Genomic DNA, 19135 nt, shown 5'->3' on the forward strand with positions numbered 1-19135 from the left:
AGATAAGAATATGAATATACTTATTACAGGAATAAATGGTTTTGTGGGTAAACATCTTACTCGTGAATTATCAGATTTTGATCATAATATCTATGGAATTGGAACTGAAGATACCCCAAATCAACAAATTCAAAACTTAATCTCAGAGTATTGGTCGGCTGACCTATCAGACCAATTCCCAGCCCCCACCCAATCAATAGATGCAATTATTCATCTAGCGGGCTTGGCAGCAGTCAGCCCATCATTTGACAGGCCTCAGGACTATTTATCTACCAATTCTGCAATCTTTACTAATATTTGCGAAAACTACCTCGGCAAAACTACCCAACCAAGAATTGTTGTGATCAGTAGTGCCTCAATCTATGATCCTAATCAACCAATGCCAATCAATGAAACTTCTCCCTTAGTACTAACCTCCCCCTATGGAGTTAGTAAGATCTTGCTAGAAAATCAAGCTAGATACTACAATACTCGTCAAATGCACTGTATAATAGCACGCCCCTTTAATCATATTGGTTCAGGCCAAGGTCTAGGGTTCCTAATACCTGATCTAACTGAAAAATTGCTACAATCACGTGGCATTGCTAACCCTGAGATTAGTGTCGGAAATTTGTCTACCAGAAGAGACTATACGGATGTAAGAGATGTTGCCAGAGCTTACAGGCTAATAGCCACAGCAAAACATCTACCAAAAAATTTAATATATAATATCTGCTCCGGAGTCAGCTATAGTGGAGAAGAAATATTAGAATACATCGTAGAATATTTAGATATCAGTATGCCAAAATTAAAAGTAGATCCATCATTGATAAGACCTAATGATATTGCCGATATCCGAGGTGACAATACCCTCATCAAGACTGAGTACGATTGGCAACCAAAATACAGTATCAAACAAACTATCCAGGACTATCTAAGTAATAGATAATTTATCTATATCGCTATCTACCATTAATTTTACTAGGTCATCAAAACTAGTTTGTCTACTCCAACCAAGTTGCTTCTCTGCCTTACTAGGGTTGCCAAGTAATAGATCAACTTCCGCTGGACGATAGTACTCAGGATTGATTTTGATACGAATAATGCCTTTTTGATCCAATCCAACTTCACTCTCTCTTTCTCCTTGCCAGGTTATTGTCAGACCAGCTGCCTGGAATGCCAGCACACAAAAATCTCTCACAGAATGAGTTTCTCCAGTTGCTAAGACAAAATCTTCGGGATGATCTTGTTGCAGGATACGCCACATCCCCTCTACATAATCCCCTGCATAGCCCCAATCTCGCTTGGCATCGAGATTACCCAATTCAAGATATTCCTGTTTTCCTGCCCTAATTCTAGCGACTGCCAAGCTAATCTTTCTAGTCACAAATTCTGGACCTCGATTTTCTCCCTCATGATTAAAAAGAATACCATTTGTGGCATACATATTATAACTCTCACGATAATTTCTAGTGATCCAATAACCATACAATTTAGCAACTCCATAAGGACTACGGGGATGAAAAATAGCATTTTCATCATAGCCTAGTCCTGGACGATTATACTCCAGACCTCCAAACATCTCCGAGGTAGAAGCTTGATAGAATCTAGTCTTGTCCTGAAGACCAGCCAGTCTGATTGCTTCCAAGATATTGAGCACACCTTTTGCTGTGACATCAGCTGTCAATAAAGGATTATGAAATGAATAACCAACATGACTAATCGCAGCAAGATTATAAACCTCATCTGGCTGAACTGTTTCGACTGCTCTAACTAGTGCGCTTAGATCCAAAGAATCCGCAATGACAATATTGAGGAAGGGCATCGCCTTCTGGATATCTTGATATCTAGGATGGCTAGCTTCAAGCTGTCCCCTAAGCGTACCAAATACTTGATATCCCTTGGCATCCAGTAGTTTTGCTAGATGTCTACCATCCTGACCTGCTACCCCCGTGATCAATGCTTTTTTCACTAGACTTATCCTCCATTTTAATCTGACAAATATAACCCACCAAACCACATCTTAGTATTATAGCAACTGAATGGCAAGATTAGAAGTTTGAGTCAATCTCTATAGCTTTTTCCAATTGCCTTAGTAAGCCATTTGGCTCACTTATTCCTAATTTGACTATCTGATCTGCTCGTTCTTGACTACTAGCATTGCTATAAATCCTGAGCTGAGGAGCATTACCAGATGGTCTGATGTGAGCTTTATCCCCACTGTCAAATGATATCCTAACTCCATCGGTCAAATCAATAGCTTGACATTTGCCAAACCCATTCTCGCGACTAAAGACTTTCTCAATCACCCTTCTACTATCCTCGGAATTACTTGAAAGTAAATCTATGATTGCTTGACTACTGGCTACTGGAAAGTTATCGATCAGCCCTACCTGAGTAAAACTAGTTGTAAATCTTTTAAAGTACTGTGAAACAGACTTACCGCCATTGATACCTGCTACCAAGCTAATAATGATTGGCAATACTGCATCCCTCGTCAGCAAGGCCTTGAGTCGGCAATTATCCCCAGTAACATCTGACCCCAATATGAAACCGCCATTAACCTCCCACCCAGCCTTGACTCCCTGGTCTTGGCTATCTTCTAGGCTCTTAATTACATAAGGTGAACCGATCTTGGTAGATAAATAACTAATATTGTTCTTAATGCAGTACTCTACTAATGCACTATTTGAACTAATTGGAAAGACTGCCAATCTAGCTCCAAGCTCACTGGCAACCGCAAGACCTAGAATATCTCCCATGACAAAATTACCATCCTGATCAAAGACCAATGGTCGATCACTATCTCCATCGGTCGAAACTATCGCAAAGGCATCTGGATATTGATCTGCTATTTGATGGTAAAATTTCTGCTTATCGCTATCTATATTTTCTGAATCCACAGGTATAAACTTGTCTGAAAATCCTACCCTAATCACTTCAGCCCCTAGGCTAGTTAGAATTTCTGGAATCAACTCTCTACCGACTGCTGAATGTTGATAAAAAACAATTTGCTTACCCGCCAAAGCCTGACTATCAAAAAAGTCTAAGTACCGTCGCCTATAAGTATCCCGAGCCTCTTGATTGGGGTTTGGTAGTTTTGGTCTTGATTTGAGTCTTCCTAAATGATCAAAAATAGGAACTGCGCTATCATAAACTTCTGATCGCACCTCAGATACCACCTGCTTGATCTCCACCTCATCATCTTTCAAGACCTCACCATCTGGCTTATAGTACTTGATACCATTTCGATCATCAGGTATATGTGACCCTGTAACCATAATTGATGGTATGGCTTGAGTGATTGAATAGTAGGCTAAAGCTGGGGTTGGGATTAACCCGCAGTAATCGTATTCTAGATCCTGGTCAAGAATTGCTTGGATGATTGCCTCTAGGATTCTTGGAGTAGAATCCCTCAAATCACCAGCAATTGCCACAGTCCTGATGTCAGGATAATTTGACTTAAGATAATCTATAAACCCAACTGTATTGATATAACACTCCAAGTCTGTCATATCTGATACTAGTCCCCTCAAGCCAGATGTCCCGAAGTTTAGCTCATTTGGCTGATAAACCAACGAAGATTCCAAGTTCATAACTTCATTATAACCCAAGCCGTATTTAGATTGATATGCCAAAACAACTAGCTTAGACCTATTCTGCTTAATTCTTAACAAAATGGTTCTAACCTTTAAACTTATTACCAAACTAGATAAGGTGTTGACCTTTTTAGACAAAACTCGGTAATAGAACTTAATATTAAAATTAGCTACTAGATACCTAAATATTATTGGGATATTACTGTAGCGCCTCAATCTGATCCACAAAAATCTTTCTAGGCTAACTATCGGCCCATATATTTGGAAGTAAGATTGATGTAGCCTTTTAACAATCTTGAACAATTCTTCAGCATTATCAGCTGCATGAATGTTTCTGCCCTTAAACCCTTTGTGCTGACGATACAAAAGCAAGGGTTGGTTCAAGGAGCCAAATTTAGCTCCTTTCTCAGCACAGGACAAAAAAAACTCCCAGTCCTCGTAACCTTTCTCCATAACTTGTTTATAACCACCAACTTTTCTTAATACTTCAAGTTTGATTAGGGAGCTATTGTTAACATAGTTACCCATTACAAACCGCCTTTTTCGATATTTTTTAGCCTCCATTGTACCTGTTTTGGAACCAAAATATTGCATGCCGGTATAAACAATATCGTAATCCTTCTTTCTGGCCAATTGAATCGTTTCTTCTAAATATCTAGAATCCAGCTTGTCATCTGCATCCAAAAAGACTACATAATATGTATCCAGAATTGACAATGCGTAATTCTTGCTGTCTATTACTCCCAAATTCTTAGATTTTGTGATTATCTCTATCTGATGCTTATACTTTCTAGCTATATCCAAGCTTGAATCTGAAGAATGATCATCGACCAAGATTATTCGATCTGGTTTATAACTCTGATGGAGAACTGACCTGATTGCTTCATCAAGGTATTCTTGATAATTATAATTCAAGATTACTACTGCTACAGCTGGCAACAAATTATTCTCTACTGATCCTATATCAGATCGCATATTGGTCAATCTATACCTTTGAACTAGTGTTCTAGGTAAATGCAAACTATTCCAGATCCCAGCCCTAAGTCTTGCTTTGGCATCCAAATCCTTTTTATTGTGCAAGTAACCCAACAATCCATGGATGAATCTCTTATAATACTCCAGTAAAAATCCAGATATATATTTAGAATCATAGTTGCGCATCACTACAAGAAATCTATTGCGATGCATATAATAGACATGAGAATAACTTCCTTCTGTACTACTGGCTCCAATCTGATGCCATAATTTAGCCTTTGGCTGATAAGCAATTTTCCATCCCCTATTTCTAAGGCGCAAAAACAAATCAGTCTCTTCATAATACAAAAAGAATTCCTTGGCTAAATATCCTACATCTTCCAGGGCACTTTTTCTAATCATCACTCCTGCTCCAGAGATTGTATCAACATATCCTGGTTTATCCCCATAAAGTTGTGTATGGGCATAGCCAAATCTATCTAAAACTGCGTAGCTATAATATTTATCTTGACTCTTGTTATTATCCTTCCAAATATAAGCTCTACCACCAACAGCTGCTACCCCTGGATCTTGATCTAGATAATCCTTGAGCTGATCCAGCCAGCCTGGATCGATAAATGTATCGTTATTAAGTAACACAAAGTATTCAGATTGGATATACTGATAAGCCATCGCATGACCCCCTGCAAAACCATAATTTTTATCTAACCTAATTAAATTGACTGGAAAAGTTTCAAACTTAGTCAAATAGATCTCAAGTAATCGATAATCTTCAAATTTAGAATTATTATCAATTAAAATCACCCTAAAGCTACGGTTCTGGGATTTTTTTAAGGATTCCAAGCACTGTATGGTGAGATCTGACCTGTTCCAATTAAGTATTATGATGTCTATCATTTTCTTTTTATTTTGGTTAGACTTGCCCGTTGATTAGGGGTAAATCCTGGATCAAACCAGCTCATAAAATCCCTGACCTCAACTATGGAGTTTCTTTGAATATCAAATCGATCTTTTAAGATTGTATTAATATGAATTAACAAAAAAAACTTAGCCTTAATAATCGACAAAATATTTCCTTGCTTAATCGAAGATAGCAAAAGCATAAAACTGGTCAGCCACATTGCTGGCAGATACATTATCAGGTAAGTCAATGGTAGGTTCTTGAGAAAAATCATCCACAAATTTTTAAACATGTGATAACGCACAAGGGCAGTATTGCTTCCTCCACTCGTCTTACCAACACCGTGATAAACTACTGATTTTGGTTGATACCAAATGCTATAACCTTTTCTTCTAGCCCTCAGGCTAATATCACAATCTTCATAATAGATAAAAAACTTCTCATCAAATAATCCGATCTCATTAAAAATATCTGTTCTGTAGATGCTAGCTGCACCACTTGCCATTGGTATCTCACGTGCAACATTATATTGACCTCTATCTTGCTCATTTCTAGCCTTAGGGTAGGGTCCTCCTGCCAATGCATAGTACTCACCAATACTATCAATCAGATAATGCCCATCTTTCTTATCTTGTCTCAATACCTTGGGAGCCACTATCGCAATCTTGTCATCTTGATTGATTAGTTCTAACAAGTTCTCCAACCAATTAGGTCTGACTAGGGCGTCGTTGTTCAATATAGCAAGATACTGGTATTGATTTATTTGAGCATATTTTATTCCTCGATTTACCCCCCCAGCAAAGCCATGATTCTTACTTTGCTTTAATACAATTGTTGCTGGAAATTCTTTGAGGGCATTATCAATCGAGCCATCAATTGAAGCATTGTCTATGATTAGTACGTCGTGACTTATTGTTTGTTTTGACAAAGATTTAAGACAATCCAACAAAAACGACCCTCCATTGAAGTTCGGTATTATTACAATTGGTTTACTTGGTATCATTTTATTTTTTAAGCTCATCTTGATTTAATAATTCCCAACTAGGCTTCACTCTGATAGATCCCCAGCCCGGCTTCCCTTCTATTCTAATTAAGCTAAAATTATCAATATGATCATAGATCTTTCTGCCATCTCTACTGTGACAACTAACACTTATCTTGTATAGGCCTGGCATCAAATTATTGGCACCAAAATTGACCCTTAATGTACCCTTAGCTTTATTTAAATTGAATTGATTTGTTTGCTCACTTGAATTTGGTCCTAGTAAATAATTGCCATTATTATCAAATATCCCTATCCCAAAGATTGGATCCTCTATCTTGAGCTTGGTATTAAAGCTTATTTCAATTATTAAATCATCTTCGAGACTAATTGTTTGCCCGTCTTTGGAATTGATAAGCTTCAAGCTTGTGAAGTAAAAATATTCACCGCCTAAATGTTTAATGCCTTTTATATTCTTTCTTTCGAGTAATGAACCAAAATTAAGCGCCTGATAACTCAAAGATATTTCCCTAGGACTACCAGTCCTGCTAATCTTGCCCTGATCTATCAAGATCGCTCGATCACAAAATTGCTCAACAATATTCATATCATGAGTAACCAATATGATAGTCGTATCCGTCTGTCTGACACTTTGAAAATAATCCAAACATTTCTGTTGGAAGCTACTATCTCCGACTGCCAGAACCTCATCAATTAGTAAGATATCTGCATCTGCCCTAATTGCAATCGAAAATGCCAAACGAACCTGCATCCCTGATGAATAATTTTTAAGCTTCTGCTCCATGAAATCCTCTAGTTCCGCAAACTCAACTATTCTGTCATAGAGCTGATCAATAGCTTTCTTACTTAGCCCCATGAGGGTAGCATTTAGATAAACATTTTCCCTACCTGTCAATTCCAAATTAAAACCAACCCCTAGCTCAATAAAAGGTATCAACCTGCCAGATACTCTGATCTTGCCATAACTGGGCTGATAAATTCCTGCAATTAGCTTGAGCAAAGTTGACTTACCACTACCATTCTTGCCGACTATCCCGACAAATTCTCCCTTCTTGATATCAAAATCTACATCTTCTAGAGCAACAAATTCTCGAAGATTCAGCTTACCAAGTGTCAATGCTCTATTTCTCAGAGAGTTGGGCTTGTCAACTGGCAACTTAAACTTTTTGGTTAGGTTTTTGACTTCAATTTCTCCTGCAACTCTTGTCATATATTCTCCGCAAATTTCTTAGATTCTCTAGTAAAAATCGTCCAAGCAAAACCAACTAGTACTATCATGATAAAACCAATCAAAACTAAGTAGCTCCAGCCACCAATTTCATAGCTAGTAGTTACTTGATCTGTAATAATTAATTCACGGATCCCCTGGACAAAGAATGCCAGTGGGTTCACCAAAATCAGCTTGCGAAAATTCTCTGGGATAATACTGACCGGATAAATAAAGGGTGTTAGATAAAATATTGCCTGCAATCCAACCTCCCAAAGATGTCCCACGTCTCGATAATATACAAAAGCAGTAGCTAGTATAAAAGCTACTGAAACAGTCAGAATAATAAGTCCAAATAAATAGAATACTACCAGTAATACTGACAGTCCAGCAAAATATGCCCCTCCGGTCAGTAGCAAGAACAACCCCAAGACACCCAGATTGATCATTAGATTGATCAATGCGGAGACAATTGTAGATATCACGATAATTGACTTATTGATATTTAACTTTCTAATCAATCCAGAACGAGCAACAATTGATTGCATCCCCATTACCGTAGCCTCACTAAAAAAGTTCCAAAGCATAATGCCCGAAAGTAGGTAGGTAGTATAATGTTCCATCGTTTCTCCAAACCTTAAGAACTTAGTAAATACCAGATAATATATCGTAAATAATATCAATGGACGCATTAGCGACCAAAGATATCCCAAGCTTGAACCTTGATATCTCAGCTTGAAATCTGTGATCACCAATTCTCTTAGAATTGCTAAATCTTGTTGGACAAAGGCCATAAGTCTATTATATCGCATCTAGTTTAGCTTGATTTATCAATCTATAACCACCCAAAACAAAACCTGTTCGCTTGGGAGTGATAGATTATGGATCTAGAATTGTTGTTATTGTGATAAATCATATATGTAGATATGATGAGAAGTAATAGTGATAGTTATGTACTGTAAGATACAGTCAAGGGTAAGGTTTTGTTTTATGGGGACTATTAACCCCTTGCAGAAATCTAAAAACTTGATACAATAATGCTTAAGGTCTAAAAAATAAGTATATAGGAGAATAACAAATGACTCTACTCACTAAAGTTAACTACTCACTAGCGACTGTTTCTAGCATTGTTGGTGTTAGGTTTGCTCAAGTTACGCAAGCTGCAGAAATCAATTCAGATACACCAGATTGTGGCAATGATGCTGGCAACCCCATATTGCAAGGTGCATGTAAAGCCAAAGATGATTCCCAGCAATCAGATTTGACTGTCAATATCACCAATATTACCAACTTCTTACTTTATGCAATCGGTGTAGTGTCAGTAATCATGCTGATCATTGGTGGTTTTCGCTATGTCCTCAGTCAAGGTGACCAAAAAGCTGCGGAATCTGCTAGAAACACCATCCTGTATGCAATTATTGGGATTGTGATCGCCATACTGGCCTTTGCAATCGTCCGCTTCGTAGTCGGTCAGTTTTCTGTAGAGAATTAGAAGTCTAATGTCTATCATTAATTCAAGATTATTTTTTAATGTTGGTATATATCAATCATGATAGTAGACTATATATATAGTTTGGGATTCTCGATATGGAAAGCTTTTGCAGCTTGCGGGAATTTTGCTAGCATTAAAGATGGAGCTGACTGCGTTGCAAATAATACAGAGCTTAGCAAGAATACTGAACTTAGTAGTGTCTTTAGCAAGGTAACCAATATCCTGCTTGTGATTATTGGGATTGCTTCAGTGATCGTCATTATCATTGCTGGACTCAGAATGGTGGTCTCTCAAGGAGATCCTAAGTCCTTTGAGTCAGCTAGAAACACCATCCTGTATGCAATCGTTGGGATTGTGATAGCCTTGCTAGCCTATGCAATTATCAGTTTTGTTCTAAATAGCATTACTGGAACCACTTAAGTCTAGATCTTGATAGCGCTAAGACTAGATTAATTTCCTAGATAAAAGATTTGCAGCTAAACTATTTGGATTCTCTTTCGCGTCACCTTTTTGTGTGTTTCGACTGATGACATCTCTTGATCATTCTCAGTTTTGCCAACATTAAAAGTAGCGTATTGGAATCTTGATTGTTGTTTTTGTTAGTTTTCTAGGGTACCTATAGACCAGTAGGAACCTTACTACTTGGTATCTGTAGATTTCTTGACTGGTGCTTTCTTAGCAGGAGTTTTCTTGGACTGAGATATTTTCGTACTCTTTTTGACAGCCTTCTTGGTAGCAGGTTTTGTTGAAGCCTCAGTCTTGGGTTTAACAGTAGACTTAGTAGCCTGATCAGTTACTAGATTGCTGGACTTCCTGACGGTATTTGCAGCCTTGGTTAGACTAGATTTCTTGCGAGCTACAGTATTGCGATGCAATACGCCCTTCTTGACTGCTCGATCTAGACTAGATACAACCTTTTTAAACTGTTCTTGATCATAATTTCCTGCCTTGACTTCTATTAAGAAGTTCTTGGTCAATGTTCTGAATTCAGTTTTGACCAACCGGTTATTGGCTCGTCGTCTAATTTCTTGTTTGGATCGCTTGATTGCTGACTTTATAATTGGCATAATGGTTATATTACCTTATTATCTAATAAAAGTAAAGCTTTACTATCAAGTATTCCTCAAGTATAATAAAATCATAAACAAAATCTCATACAATTAATGTCAAATAACCGCGCAAAGGAGGAGAGTGGCTAGAAAAAGTACAATAGTTCAAGACGATGATGATTTGGTAGTAGATGATTCATTTTTGGATATGGATGAAAGTGATGACCAAAACTGGATAGATGGAGATGATGACGTAGAAGGACAACTCAATGTAGATGTTTACCAAACCAAGACTCATGTAGTAATCATGGCTCCGATTGCCGGAATTAGTCCCGACAAATTAGATATTGCAATCAGTGATGATGTGGTGACCATCCGAGGAAGTAGAGAGGAAGGCGCACAAACAAAAGGTAGAGACTACTATATCCAGGAGTGCTTCTGGGGATCTTTCTCGAGATCTGTGATTTTACCCACTCCAGCAATAGCTGACAAGGCAGAGGCTAAGATGGAAAATGGTGTAGTGACAATCAAGATTCCTAAAGTAGCCCAGGAAAAAGTCCGCAAGATCAAGGTCGTTGCCGCCTAGTATTCTCTAGCCGGTACTACACGCCACAATCCACTATCCTACGATTCTACGAAAGACTTTTTTGTTATATTCCAGAAGATTATCACAGGTCTTGTTTTATTGTATTCTTAAACCTTCACAAGGCTTATGTCTTCTACATCCTATCAGGTACTTCAATCCCTAATAATTCTAATCCCCGAGTAATCACTCTAGCTGTCAGATCAAACAAGCTAACCTTGGCTTGTTTGAGTTCCTGATTAGGCTCAGATAAAACTTTTGAATACTCATAGAGTCTATTGGATTCTTTTGCTAATTGATAGAGGTATTCTGCAACCCGGTGTGGAAAAAGCTCTCTAGCACTCTCGGCCAATACTTGATCAAACCTTAATAATTCTATGATTAGTTGCTTGGCAGAAGCATCAAGCCCAGTCAGATTCTGAAAATCTGGCTTGATCTGAGACTTCTTAACCAAGGATCGCAACCTGACTACAGTGTACTGGATATAAACTGATGAATAACCATTCAATGAAAACATCTTGTCAAAATCATATAGGATACTAGTCTTACGATGTTGGGCTAAATCTGCAAATTTGATCGCACCAAGCGCAATCTTTTGATAATCTTGACTTGTCAGCTGATTACTGGCAAACTGAGTCTTGGTATATTCGAGGACTTGATTTATTAAATCCTCAAGTAGTATTACACCCTTACGAGATGAGATCTTCGAACGCTTACCATCTACCATTTCATCAATATTACCAAATTCAGCATGCACTAAATCAGCTTGATCAAGACCCAATTTGCTTGCTAAGGCAAATACCTGACGAAAATGAAAGCTTTGCTCCACAGAAACTACATATATTATCCTATCTGGATGCCAACGATCAACTCGATACTTGATAGTAGCAATATCACTTGTAGCATAAAGATTAGTCCCATCTGACTTTCTGATCATTATTGGTGTCTCTATTCCTTGATCATTGAGATCGACAATAATTGCTCCCGATTCACCCTTCTTAGCAACACCTGACTCAAGCATCTCGTCCACCATTTGACTAGCCATTTCTTGATAAAAGGCCTCTCCTATTGTCTGATCTGCCTTGACATTCAGTATACCCAACATTCGGTTCATATCATTAATCGACAAATCATAAAACCAATTATAGAGCTCTATAGTTTCTGGATCCTTGTTGGCTAGTTTGATTAGTTCCCGCTTAGCTTGGTCTATCAAATTAGGCTCCTGACTGAGTGCTTGACGAAACTTGATATAGAGATCATTGAGTTCATAGACTCCACGCTCCTCAACTGCCTGCTTGTTTCCCCAATGTTTATAAGCATAGACCCACATCCCGAAAGGAGTTCCCCAATCTCCAAGATGGTTGTCACCAACTACACTATAGCCAGCATTCCGAAGAATCTGAATAATTGCCCAACCCTGAACTGTAGGTCGAATATGTCCTACCGAAAATGGCTTGGCAATATTAAGCCCAATAAAATCAACTACAGCCAGCTGGTTATTGGCAGGGAGCTGTCCATAATCTAGATTTGCAGATTTTGCCTGCTCTAATTTATCAATCAATAGTCCAATTTGAAACTTAATGCTAAGTTTAATATTAAGGTAGGATCCAACAAATTCATAATCCAGATCACTGAGATATTTTTTTAATACGCTTTCAAGTTTATCTCGTAAATCTTGAATCTTGATCTGATACTTAGATAATAGTGGGGCTAAAATCAAGACCAAATCAGCATCAAACTTTGATTGATCAGTTTTCCAAGCCAAATCCTCGGGGCGAATATCTAAAGTCCGAGCAATCTCTTGAGTTAATTTATTAATCGTCATAAATCATCATAAAATGGTGTGGACGATGGGTCTCGAACCCACGACCTACGGGACCACAACCCGGCGCTCTACCAACTGAGCTACGTCCACCATAGACTAATGGTACCCGTGGAGAGAGTCGAACTCCCGACCAATGGTTTAGAAAACCACTGCTCTATCCGCTGAGCTACACGGGCTACAAATAAAATAGCTTTTTGCCTATAGAACATTTTAACACAGCTCAAGCAAACTCGAAATAAAACCTATAGATAAATCAAAAAAACTAATTAACTGGTGGACAAGTAGTAGTACCTGCATAACAACCCCTCGTATTTGCAGATGTTTCAAGATATAAGTTTGCAGTAAAAGCCCTAGCCCCACTACTAGCTCCTTTTTCCAAAATCCGTGCTTGTCTGATATCAAGTTTGATTTGAATAGAAGCAATATTCAATTTGCCTCGCTTTTCAACACCCCGAACTTGACCAAAATGCAAGCCATAAACCCGATTCTTCTGGCTAGTAATGACCTGTGGAGTCCTGACTCCACCAGTTACACTCAAGTTGCAATGAGTAACATTGGTGTATTTGACCAAAACTGTTGTCGGAGTGTCTGCAATCAAATCATTACTACTAGCTAGCTCTGTACGATAAACAATATCCTGCCCTTCCCTGTCACCCTTAAGACACAGTAGATCACTATCTTCATTGATTAAATCTTCAGGATCATTTAGATAGGTAGCTCGATTCTCTTCAAGCCCTGCCATACAGTTTTCGACTGGATTATCAATACTGATATAATCCTCTCCAGCTCGACAAATCCTAACTCCTCTAGCACTATTAATATCATCACGAATCTCATTGATGACCTCATCGGTATCTTGTTGCAAAGCTCTCATTGTCGAAGCCTGACGAAATAGGTTGGTAATATTCATAAACCCAGCTAAGCTAATAGCTAATAGGAATGAAAAAATTGATGAAGCGATTAATAACTCGACCAAGGTAAACCCTGATTTAGAACCCTTATGTTTCAGGCTAATCATCGCTTACTATACTCCTTGGTGATCACTGTATACTGATTGTCACCATTCGGATCTATCCACTCTGCCTGAATTGAGATTAACATTGACTCCGTAGTCTGAAAAGCACTTGGATAATCTTTCTTCTGAAAATAAATCCTATACGGATCAACACTAGTATATTCTCCACTCCTAATCGTTAGATTATCACTTGTATCTGATTTTTCAACAAAACATTTTTGTCCACAGCCATCAACTTTATCTCCGATAAAAAATGGGTAATCCTGAGGATTCTTGCCAACTGGAACATCATTATTATCCCAAGGCAAACTTCTGACTAAAAAGTCCAAATACTCAGCTTGCTCTTCCACTAACAAATCCACCTGAATTCTTTCCCTAGATGCCCTAGTTTGGCGAACTGATCTACTAACACTCACGATTGCAATCGCCAGAATAGAGCCAAGTATTACCAGGGCAATTAAAACTTCTAGAATTGTATCGCCTCTTCTTAATCGTTTTCTCATCAGTTTATCTCAAGCTCAAAGCTATTATTGCTAGGCGTAAAGCTGATCTTTCCCCAGATCTTAACTTGATCATTTCCAGCACTGAGTCGTACATCTTGCTGCGCTGAGTAATCCAAATCTTTAAAATACAGAGAAAAATCTGACCTATCGCCTAATTGACCGTTAGCACTGTTTGATCCATAGTTTGTTATGTCCAGATAATCTTGATCATTTTTATCCTCCCACCACCAGATCTCATTTGGCTGAGCCTGAAAAACAATCCTAATCTTAGTCGGATCTTGTGCTGGATTACCACTATCATCTGGATCTGGATTTGGTAAGAATGGGATAATACCTTTGGGTAAATTGACTCTTTCTGGTTGATAGCTACAGAGTTGCTCATAGTATTGATTGAATCCCTCGGCAGTATTGGCTACCAACCGCAATACTGAACTATCAAGGTAATACTCCCCTCTGGAATCTTGTTCAATCGTAATACTCCGACCAAAGATCTGATCCTGTCCAAGTGAAAGATTGTCTCCCAGATTTATTCCACTACAGCTAGTCTGATTTTCAGTCTCTCCCCCTAGCCAAACGCCAGCCCGAACCTCATTTTTGATACCGGTAAAAATCGAGTCTGTACTACGAATTGCATTGTCGAAAGACACCCTGTCTCTTTGGGGACCAAAGTTGGCATAAACAGAAGCTGCCACCCCCATCGAGATTGCTAAGACAATCATTACTTCGACCAAGCTCATCCCTGAGCTTAGCTGAAAATGATGGCCTAATTTATTTTTAGACCTAGCCAATGGTAGCCGCCTACTTATTAGTTTGAACGTAGTTACCGCTCTCTAGGCAAACTTCAATAGCAAAACTTCTACGGGTCATCCGATTGTAATAAACTTCCTGATAGCCATTCTCTGTCAAATTTCCACCCCCACCACATAATCCACTAGGGCTTTCCTGTGACTCTAAGCTACTATTTTCTACCAAAACATAATGCTCACCAGCTACAGGGTCTCTAAAGCTCTTATCATTATTCTCGATATAATTAGCAGTAAAAGTACTTAAGTCGCCTGGGTCAGGATAATCCCCGTCGTTATTACCAGCATACTGCTCAAGCTGAGAGACTAAGTACCCGAGATCTGTCCGTCTCTGACTGTCTCTCTGAGACCTCTGTGCCCCACCTACTGAATTAAACACTACTACCATGATCAAGGCTGCAATGGCCAAGACAATAATTACTTCTATCAGGGTAAAACCTTTTTTTGCCGTCTGCATTATTACTCCTTAGTTTTGTTTTGTTAACTGTTAGCTATACCCCTTATGATTTATAGTTTATCTTTAGAATCATTTTAAGTCAATAGTCTTCTATACTCCCGAATCAAATCCTTGACCTACTAAACTATAAATCGGATACAAGATTGCTCCAATAATACCCATCACAATCACCCCCATGATTACCATCATTGCAGGTTCAATCAGAGTCGAAATATTCTTGACAGTCTGGTTGACCTCTTCTTCATAGAAATTAGCTACTTTTTCAAGCATTTCGCCAAGAGTTCCTGACTCTTCACCAATTCTAGTCATCTGGCTGACCAAGGGCAAAAAGTGTTCTTGCTCTTTGAGGGTTTGGCTCATTGGCACACCACCTCGAACCTTGACAATCACCTCATCAAGCTCATCAACCAGAAGTTTATTAGTCAGGGCTTGTTTGGTAATTGCTAGAGCATCCAGTATCTGAACCCCACTCTTGATGAGTGAGCTCAAAGTTCGACAAAAAGTTGCCATGTACATCTTGTATACTAGATCTTTGAATACTGGCATTCGAACCTTAAGCTGATCTACTATACCGTGACCGAGTGGAGATTTGATAAATGCTCTAATCCCCAGAATAATACCTGCAAAAATTAGTATTGCAAAAAACCACGAATCAGTCATAAATACTCCTAGATTCTGAAGTGCCTGAGTCAAGGCTGGTAATTCTGCCCCGAGATCATCATAGAGAGTTGCCACTTGGGGAAGAACAGCTGTTAGCATAAAGACCAAAACTCCACCAATCACCACCAAAACAACCATCGGATAAACCATCGCACCCTTGACCTTGGAATTAATTTGTTCTTGATTTTCTAGTTGTTTGGCTAGTCTATCAAGTGATTGATCAAGGGTACCAGAAGCCTCACCAGCGCTAAGCATACTGATAAAGATATTATCAAACACTTTCGGGTATTGAGCAAAAGCTTCAGCAATACTACTACCCCCCTGGATCATTGCCTCAATCTTCTCAATGATGTCTCTAAATCCTTGATTACTTAGCTGTTCGGCAGCAGTTGAGATCGCTGTAGTGATTGGTAATCCTGCATTGATTAGAGTGGCTAATTGTCTGGTGAATAGAACCTTCTCTTTGGCCTTAACCTTTGTTCCTCTATTTAGACTAAATCCAGAACCAGTAGATTTCAACTTGATACTGATCGGATAAAGATTCCTCTCATTAAGTAGTCTTGCTGCTGCTGTTTGATTTTCTGCCGAAATATCCCCCTTGACTTGCTGTCCGGTTGCTAAATCTTTTGCTGTATAATTGAACTCTTGCATATTATGACCTCATTAATCTTTCTAATTCACTTGGGTTTATACTATAATCTTTTGCTTGATTTGCTGTAATCTTACCAGCCCTAACCAAATCTACCAATGATCGATTCATTGACTGCATACCCATAGCTGCACTAGTAGAGATCGCTGAATCAATCTGATAGGTCTTAGATTCTCGAATCAGATTACTAATCGCTGAAGTAGCGAGCAAAACTTCAGTAGCAAGGCTTCTCTTGCCTTCATTGTTCGGAACCAATCTCTGGGAAACAATTCCAGCTAGAATCATTGATAGCTGAGTCCGAATCTGACCCTGTTGATCAGCAGGAAAAACATCAATCACCCGATCGATTGTTTGGGCAGCAGAATTAGTATGCAAGGTTGCAAATACTAAGTGACCAGTCTCAGCAATAGTCATAGCAGCTGCAATTGTTTCAAGATCTCGCATTTCTCCAATAAGCACAACGTCTATATCTTCTCGCAAGCAAGACTTCAATGCTTTAGCAAAAGACTTTGTATCAAAATTGACCTCTCGCTGAGCAATAATTGAGCGTTTATTCTGATGAACAAACTCTACCGGATCTTCAATTGTAATTATTCTTGTAGTCCGATTGGTATTGATGTGGTCGATCAGGGCAGCCATAGTAGTTGACTTACCAGAACCAGTAGGTCCAGTAAACAGTACCAACCCTTGCGTCATGTTAGCAAATTGCTGGACTGATCTCGGCAAACCAAGATCTGCCAATACTGGTATTTTAGTCGGAATTAGACGAAATGCAGCTGCTAGATTACTTCGTTCATAAAAAGCATTGACCCGAAATCTCGCTATATCCCCATAACTAATTGAGTAATCCAATTCACGTTCTTTGGCCAAGATCCCTTGTTGCTCCTCAGTCAAGGTTGAATATATCAAGCTAGTAATAGCTGACTGACTAAGAGCTTCAGTATTGACAATTGGTGCCAAATGCCCGTGTCTACGAATAATTGGTGGCAAAGAGATTTGTAGGTGCAAATCGCTAGCCTGGACTCGCACTACTTCACCCAATAAAAAATTGATATCAAAATTCTGAGGCGACACGCTCTACCTCCTCAATTGTTGTCATCCCAACCAAAGCCTTCAAATACCCATCTTGTTGCATCGTAATCATACCTTCACTGATTGTCTGGTCTTGAACTTCTGCTGTTGTAGCTCTTTTAAGCAACATTTCTTCAAGAGTCTGACTCATGCTATAAACCTCGCAGATACCTAATCTGCCCTTATAACCATTACTACAATTATTACAACCTTGCCCCTTATATACTTGGTAACCATTACTAAAAAGTGGCAATCCCTGATAGCCAGTCCATTGAGTAACCCTCTCCAAGTCCTGATCGGTTCGAGCAAGAATAGTAGCTAGTGTCTTATTAATGATCTCAACTGCCGCTGGGTCTGCTTGATACCCAACCTTGCACTTCTCACAAATCTTCCTAACTAGTCTCTGACCAATCACGGTATTAACAGTGGAAGCAATCAAAAATGGCTCTATCTCCATATCAAGAAACCTGGGCAATACTCCGGCTGCCGAGTTGGTGTGCAGCGTGGATAATACTAAGTGTCCAGTCAAAGCTGATTGAACAGCCAAATCTGCAGTCTCTCGGTCACGAATTTCTCCAACCATGATAATATTTGGGTCTTGCCTCAAGATTGAACGCAATCCGGAAGCAAAAGTTAATCCAACTGCTGGATTAATCTGAGTCTGGTTAATCCCATCCATCTTGTACTCTACTGGGTCTTCCAAGGTAACAATATTGACAGTCTCATCCTTGACCTGATTGAGCACAGCATAGAGGGTAGTAGACTTACCAGAACCAGTTGGTCCGGTTGAAAGTACCATTCCATGAGGTTGTCTGATTCCTTCATAAATCCTTTCTAGCGCCATTCCCCGAAACCCTAATTGACTGAGCTCAATTGAAAGACTCCCTTTGTCCAAGATCCGGATTACTACTTGTTCACCATAAGTAATTGGCGCAATTGCAATACGCAAATCCACATCACGATCCACGACACTGATTTGAGCCTGACCATCCTGTGGGACTCGGTGTTCATCGATCTTGAGCTTGGACATGATCTTGATTCTTGATATTAGTGCTGGTTCAACATTTTTGGGCAGAGTCATCACCTCTTTGAGCAATCCATCTATCCTGAATCTGATCTTGAGATTGTGTTCTCTTGGCTCAATGTGAATATCTGAAGCTTTTTGCTCAATGGCACTTTCCAAGATACCATTGAGTGCACGAGTGATTGGTGCATCTTGGACAATGTCTGTTCCCTCCAGTTGAGAGAGGGTCTCTTGGTCAATTGGATCACCTTCTTTTTTCTCTGAACTATCTCCTCCGAAGGCTCTTGTTACCTCTTGATCAATATTATCGCTCATCTTATTGATTACATAATCAATACTC

The 19135-nt window shown here is 39.0% G+C and carries 18 protein-coding genes and 2 tRNA genes; 4 read left to right on the forward strand and 16 right to left on the reverse strand.

The features are described 5' to 3' along the window. Positions 1 to 928: GDP-mannose 4,6-dehydratase (locus KA531_02560; GenBank protein MBP6005759.1), on the forward strand; the 928-nt coding region annotated here is incomplete at its 5' end. Here KA531_02560 and gmd read toward each other — a convergent pair. The 5 genes from gmd to KA531_02585 all read right to left on the reverse strand — a co-directional run bounded on the left by gmd (position 914) and on the right by KA531_02585 (position 8458). Next, positions 914 to 1951, reverse strand: a complete 1038-nt coding sequence (gene gmd / locus KA531_02565) for a GDP-mannose 4,6-dehydratase (GenBank protein MBP6005760.1) — start codon at positions 1949 to 1951, stop codon at positions 914 to 916. The two genes, KA531_02560 and gmd, sit on opposite strands and share 15 nt — an antisense overlap. 79 nt (positions 1952 to 2030) lie before the next feature. Further along, positions 2031 to 5450 carry a glycosyltransferase gene (locus KA531_02570; GenBank protein MBP6005761.1) on the reverse strand — a complete coding sequence of 1140 codons (3420 nt, stop codon included), beginning with the start codon at positions 5448 to 5450 and terminating at the stop codon, positions 2031 to 2033. Further along, positions 5447 to 6457: a glycosyltransferase family 2 protein gene (locus KA531_02575; protein ID MBP6005762.1), complete on the reverse strand. Its 1011-nt coding sequence runs from the start codon at positions 6455 to 6457 to the stop codon at positions 5447 to 5449. Before KA531_02575 ends, KA531_02570 begins: the two co-directional genes overlap by 4 nt. A 1-nt stretch (position 6458) precedes the next feature. Continuing rightward, positions 6459 to 7667 (reverse strand): ABC transporter ATP-binding protein, encoded by a 1209-nt coding sequence (locus KA531_02580; protein ID MBP6005763.1) that lies wholly within the window; start codon positions 7665 to 7667, stop codon positions 6459 to 6461. Next, positions 7664 to 8458, reverse strand: coding sequence for an ABC transporter permease (locus KA531_02585; protein ID MBP6005764.1), 795 nt, complete (start codon positions 8456 to 8458; stop codon positions 7664 to 7666). Before KA531_02585 ends, KA531_02580 begins: the two co-directional genes overlap by 4 nt. 284 nt (positions 8459 to 8742) lie before the next feature. On the opposite strand from KA531_02585, the gene KA531_02590 reads away from it, so the two are divergent. Then, on the forward strand, positions 8743 to 9156 hold the full coding sequence (locus tag KA531_02590) for a hypothetical protein (GenBank protein ID MBP6005765.1): 414 nt from the start codon (positions 8743 to 8745) through the stop codon (positions 9154 to 9156). Between the two features lie 57 nt (positions 9157 to 9213). Continuing rightward, the gene (locus KA531_02595; protein ID MBP6005766.1) at positions 9214 to 9576 is read left to right on the forward strand and encodes a hypothetical protein; all 363 of its coding nucleotides are present in this window, start codon (positions 9214 to 9216) and stop codon (positions 9574 to 9576) included. 218 nt (positions 9577 to 9794) lie between these two features. Here the strand turns inward: KA531_02595 and rpsT are convergent, their stop codons facing one another. Then, on the reverse strand, positions 9795 to 10223 hold the full coding sequence (rpsT, locus tag KA531_02600; GenBank protein MBP6005767.1) for a 30S ribosomal protein S20: 429 nt from the start codon (positions 10221 to 10223) through the stop codon (positions 9795 to 9797). 124 nt (positions 10224 to 10347) lie between these two features. On the opposite strand from rpsT, the gene KA531_02605 reads away from it, so the two are divergent. Next, complete coding sequence (locus KA531_02605) at positions 10348 to 10791, forward strand: Hsp20/alpha crystallin family protein (GenBank protein ID MBP6005768.1); 444 nt, start codon at positions 10348 to 10350, stop codon at positions 10789 to 10791. 133 nt (positions 10792 to 10924) lie between these two features. Here the strand turns inward: KA531_02605 and argS are convergent, their stop codons facing one another. From argS to KA531_02655, 10 genes are all read right to left on the reverse strand, one after another. Further along, the gene (gene argS, locus KA531_02610; GenBank protein ID MBP6005769.1) at positions 10925 to 12613 is read right to left on the reverse strand and encodes an arginine--tRNA ligase; all 1689 of its coding nucleotides are present in this window, start codon (positions 12611 to 12613) and stop codon (positions 10925 to 10927) included. Positions 12614 to 12627: 14 nt separating this feature from the next. After that, a tRNA-His gene (locus tag KA531_02615) sits at positions 12628 to 12703 on the reverse strand. 10 nt (positions 12704 to 12713) lie between these two features. Beyond that, positions 12714 to 12789: transfer RNA gene (locus tag KA531_02620), tRNA-Arg, on the reverse strand. Between the two features lie 86 nt (positions 12790 to 12875). Then, on the reverse strand, positions 12876 to 13631 hold the full coding sequence (locus KA531_02625; GenBank protein MBP6005770.1) for a type II secretion system protein: 756 nt from the start codon (positions 13629 to 13631) through the stop codon (positions 12876 to 12878). After that, entirely contained in the window at positions 13628 to 14131 is a 504-nt protein-coding gene (locus KA531_02630; GenBank protein ID MBP6005771.1) for a prepilin-type N-terminal cleavage/methylation domain-containing protein, read from the reverse strand. The genes KA531_02625 and KA531_02630 overlap by 4 nt, the downstream gene beginning before the upstream one ends. Continuing rightward, complete coding sequence (locus KA531_02635) at positions 14131 to 14919, reverse strand: prepilin-type N-terminal cleavage/methylation domain-containing protein (protein MBP6005772.1); 789 nt, start codon at positions 14917 to 14919, stop codon at positions 14131 to 14133. Before KA531_02635 ends, KA531_02630 begins: the two co-directional genes overlap by 1 nt. A gap of 10 nt (positions 14920 to 14929) precedes the next feature. Continuing rightward, complete coding sequence (locus KA531_02640; GenBank protein ID MBP6005773.1) at positions 14930 to 15391, reverse strand: type II secretion system protein; 462 nt, start codon at positions 15389 to 15391, stop codon at positions 14930 to 14932. Positions 15392 to 15481: 90 nt separating this feature from the next. After that, positions 15482 to 16702, reverse strand: coding sequence for a type II secretion system F family protein (locus KA531_02645; GenBank protein MBP6005774.1), 1221 nt, complete (start codon positions 16700 to 16702; stop codon positions 15482 to 15484). A 1-nt stretch (position 16703) separates the two neighbouring features. Next, complete coding sequence (locus KA531_02650; protein MBP6005775.1) at positions 16704 to 17774, reverse strand: type IV pilus twitching motility protein PilT; 1071 nt, start codon at positions 17772 to 17774, stop codon at positions 16704 to 16706. Next, positions 17755 to 19135: type II/IV secretion system protein (locus KA531_02655; GenBank protein MBP6005776.1), on the reverse strand; the 1381-nt coding region annotated here is incomplete at its 5' end. The genes KA531_02650 and KA531_02655, both read right to left, overlap by 20 nt.

It is taken from the genome of Candidatus Saccharibacteria bacterium, from assembly GCA_017983775.1.
Classification (GTDB): Bacteria; Patescibacteriota; Saccharimonadia; order JAGOAT01; family JAGOAT01; genus JAGOAT01.

Coding starts and splice junctions, on each gene's coding strand:
- KA531_02580 (MBP6005763.1), bottom strand. CDS start 7,667: ATGACAAGAGTTGCAGGAGAAATTGAAGTCAAAAACCTAACCAAAAAG.
- KA531_02570 (MBP6005761.1), bottom strand. CDS start 5,450: ATGATAGACATCATAATACTTAATTGGAACAGGTCAGATCTCACCATA.
- KA531_02645 (MBP6005774.1), bottom strand. CDS start 16,702: ATGCAAGAGTTCAATTATACAGCAAAAGATTTAGCAACCGGACAGCAA.
- KA531_02585 (MBP6005764.1), bottom strand. CDS start 8,458: ATGGCCTTTGTCCAACAAGATTTAGCAATTCTAAGAGAATTGGTGATC.
- KA531_02590 (MBP6005765.1), top strand. CDS start 8,743: ATGACTCTACTCACTAAAGTTAACTACTCACTAGCGACTGTTTCTAGC.
- KA531_02575 (MBP6005762.1), bottom strand. CDS start 6,457: ATGATACCAAGTAAACCAATTGTAATAATACCGAACTTCAATGGAGGG.
- KA531_02630 (MBP6005771.1), bottom strand. CDS start 14,131: ATGAGAAAACGATTAAGAAGAGGCGATACAATTCTAGAAGTTTTAATT.
- KA531_02595 (MBP6005766.1), top strand. CDS start 9,214: ATGATAGTAGACTATATATATAGTTTGGGATTCTCGATATGGAAAGCT.
- KA531_02625 (MBP6005770.1), bottom strand. CDS start 13,631: ATGATTAGCCTGAAACATAAGGGTTCTAAATCAGGGTTTACCTTGGTC.
- rpsT (MBP6005767.1), bottom strand. CDS start 10,223: ATGCCAATTATAAAGTCAGCAATCAAGCGATCCAAACAAGAAATTAGA.
- argS (MBP6005769.1), bottom strand. CDS start 12,613: ATGACGATTAATAAATTAACTCAAGAGATTGCTCGGACTTTAGATATT.
- KA531_02640 (MBP6005773.1), bottom strand. CDS start 15,391: ATGCAGACGGCAAAAAAAGGTTTTACCCTGATAGAAGTAATTATTGTC.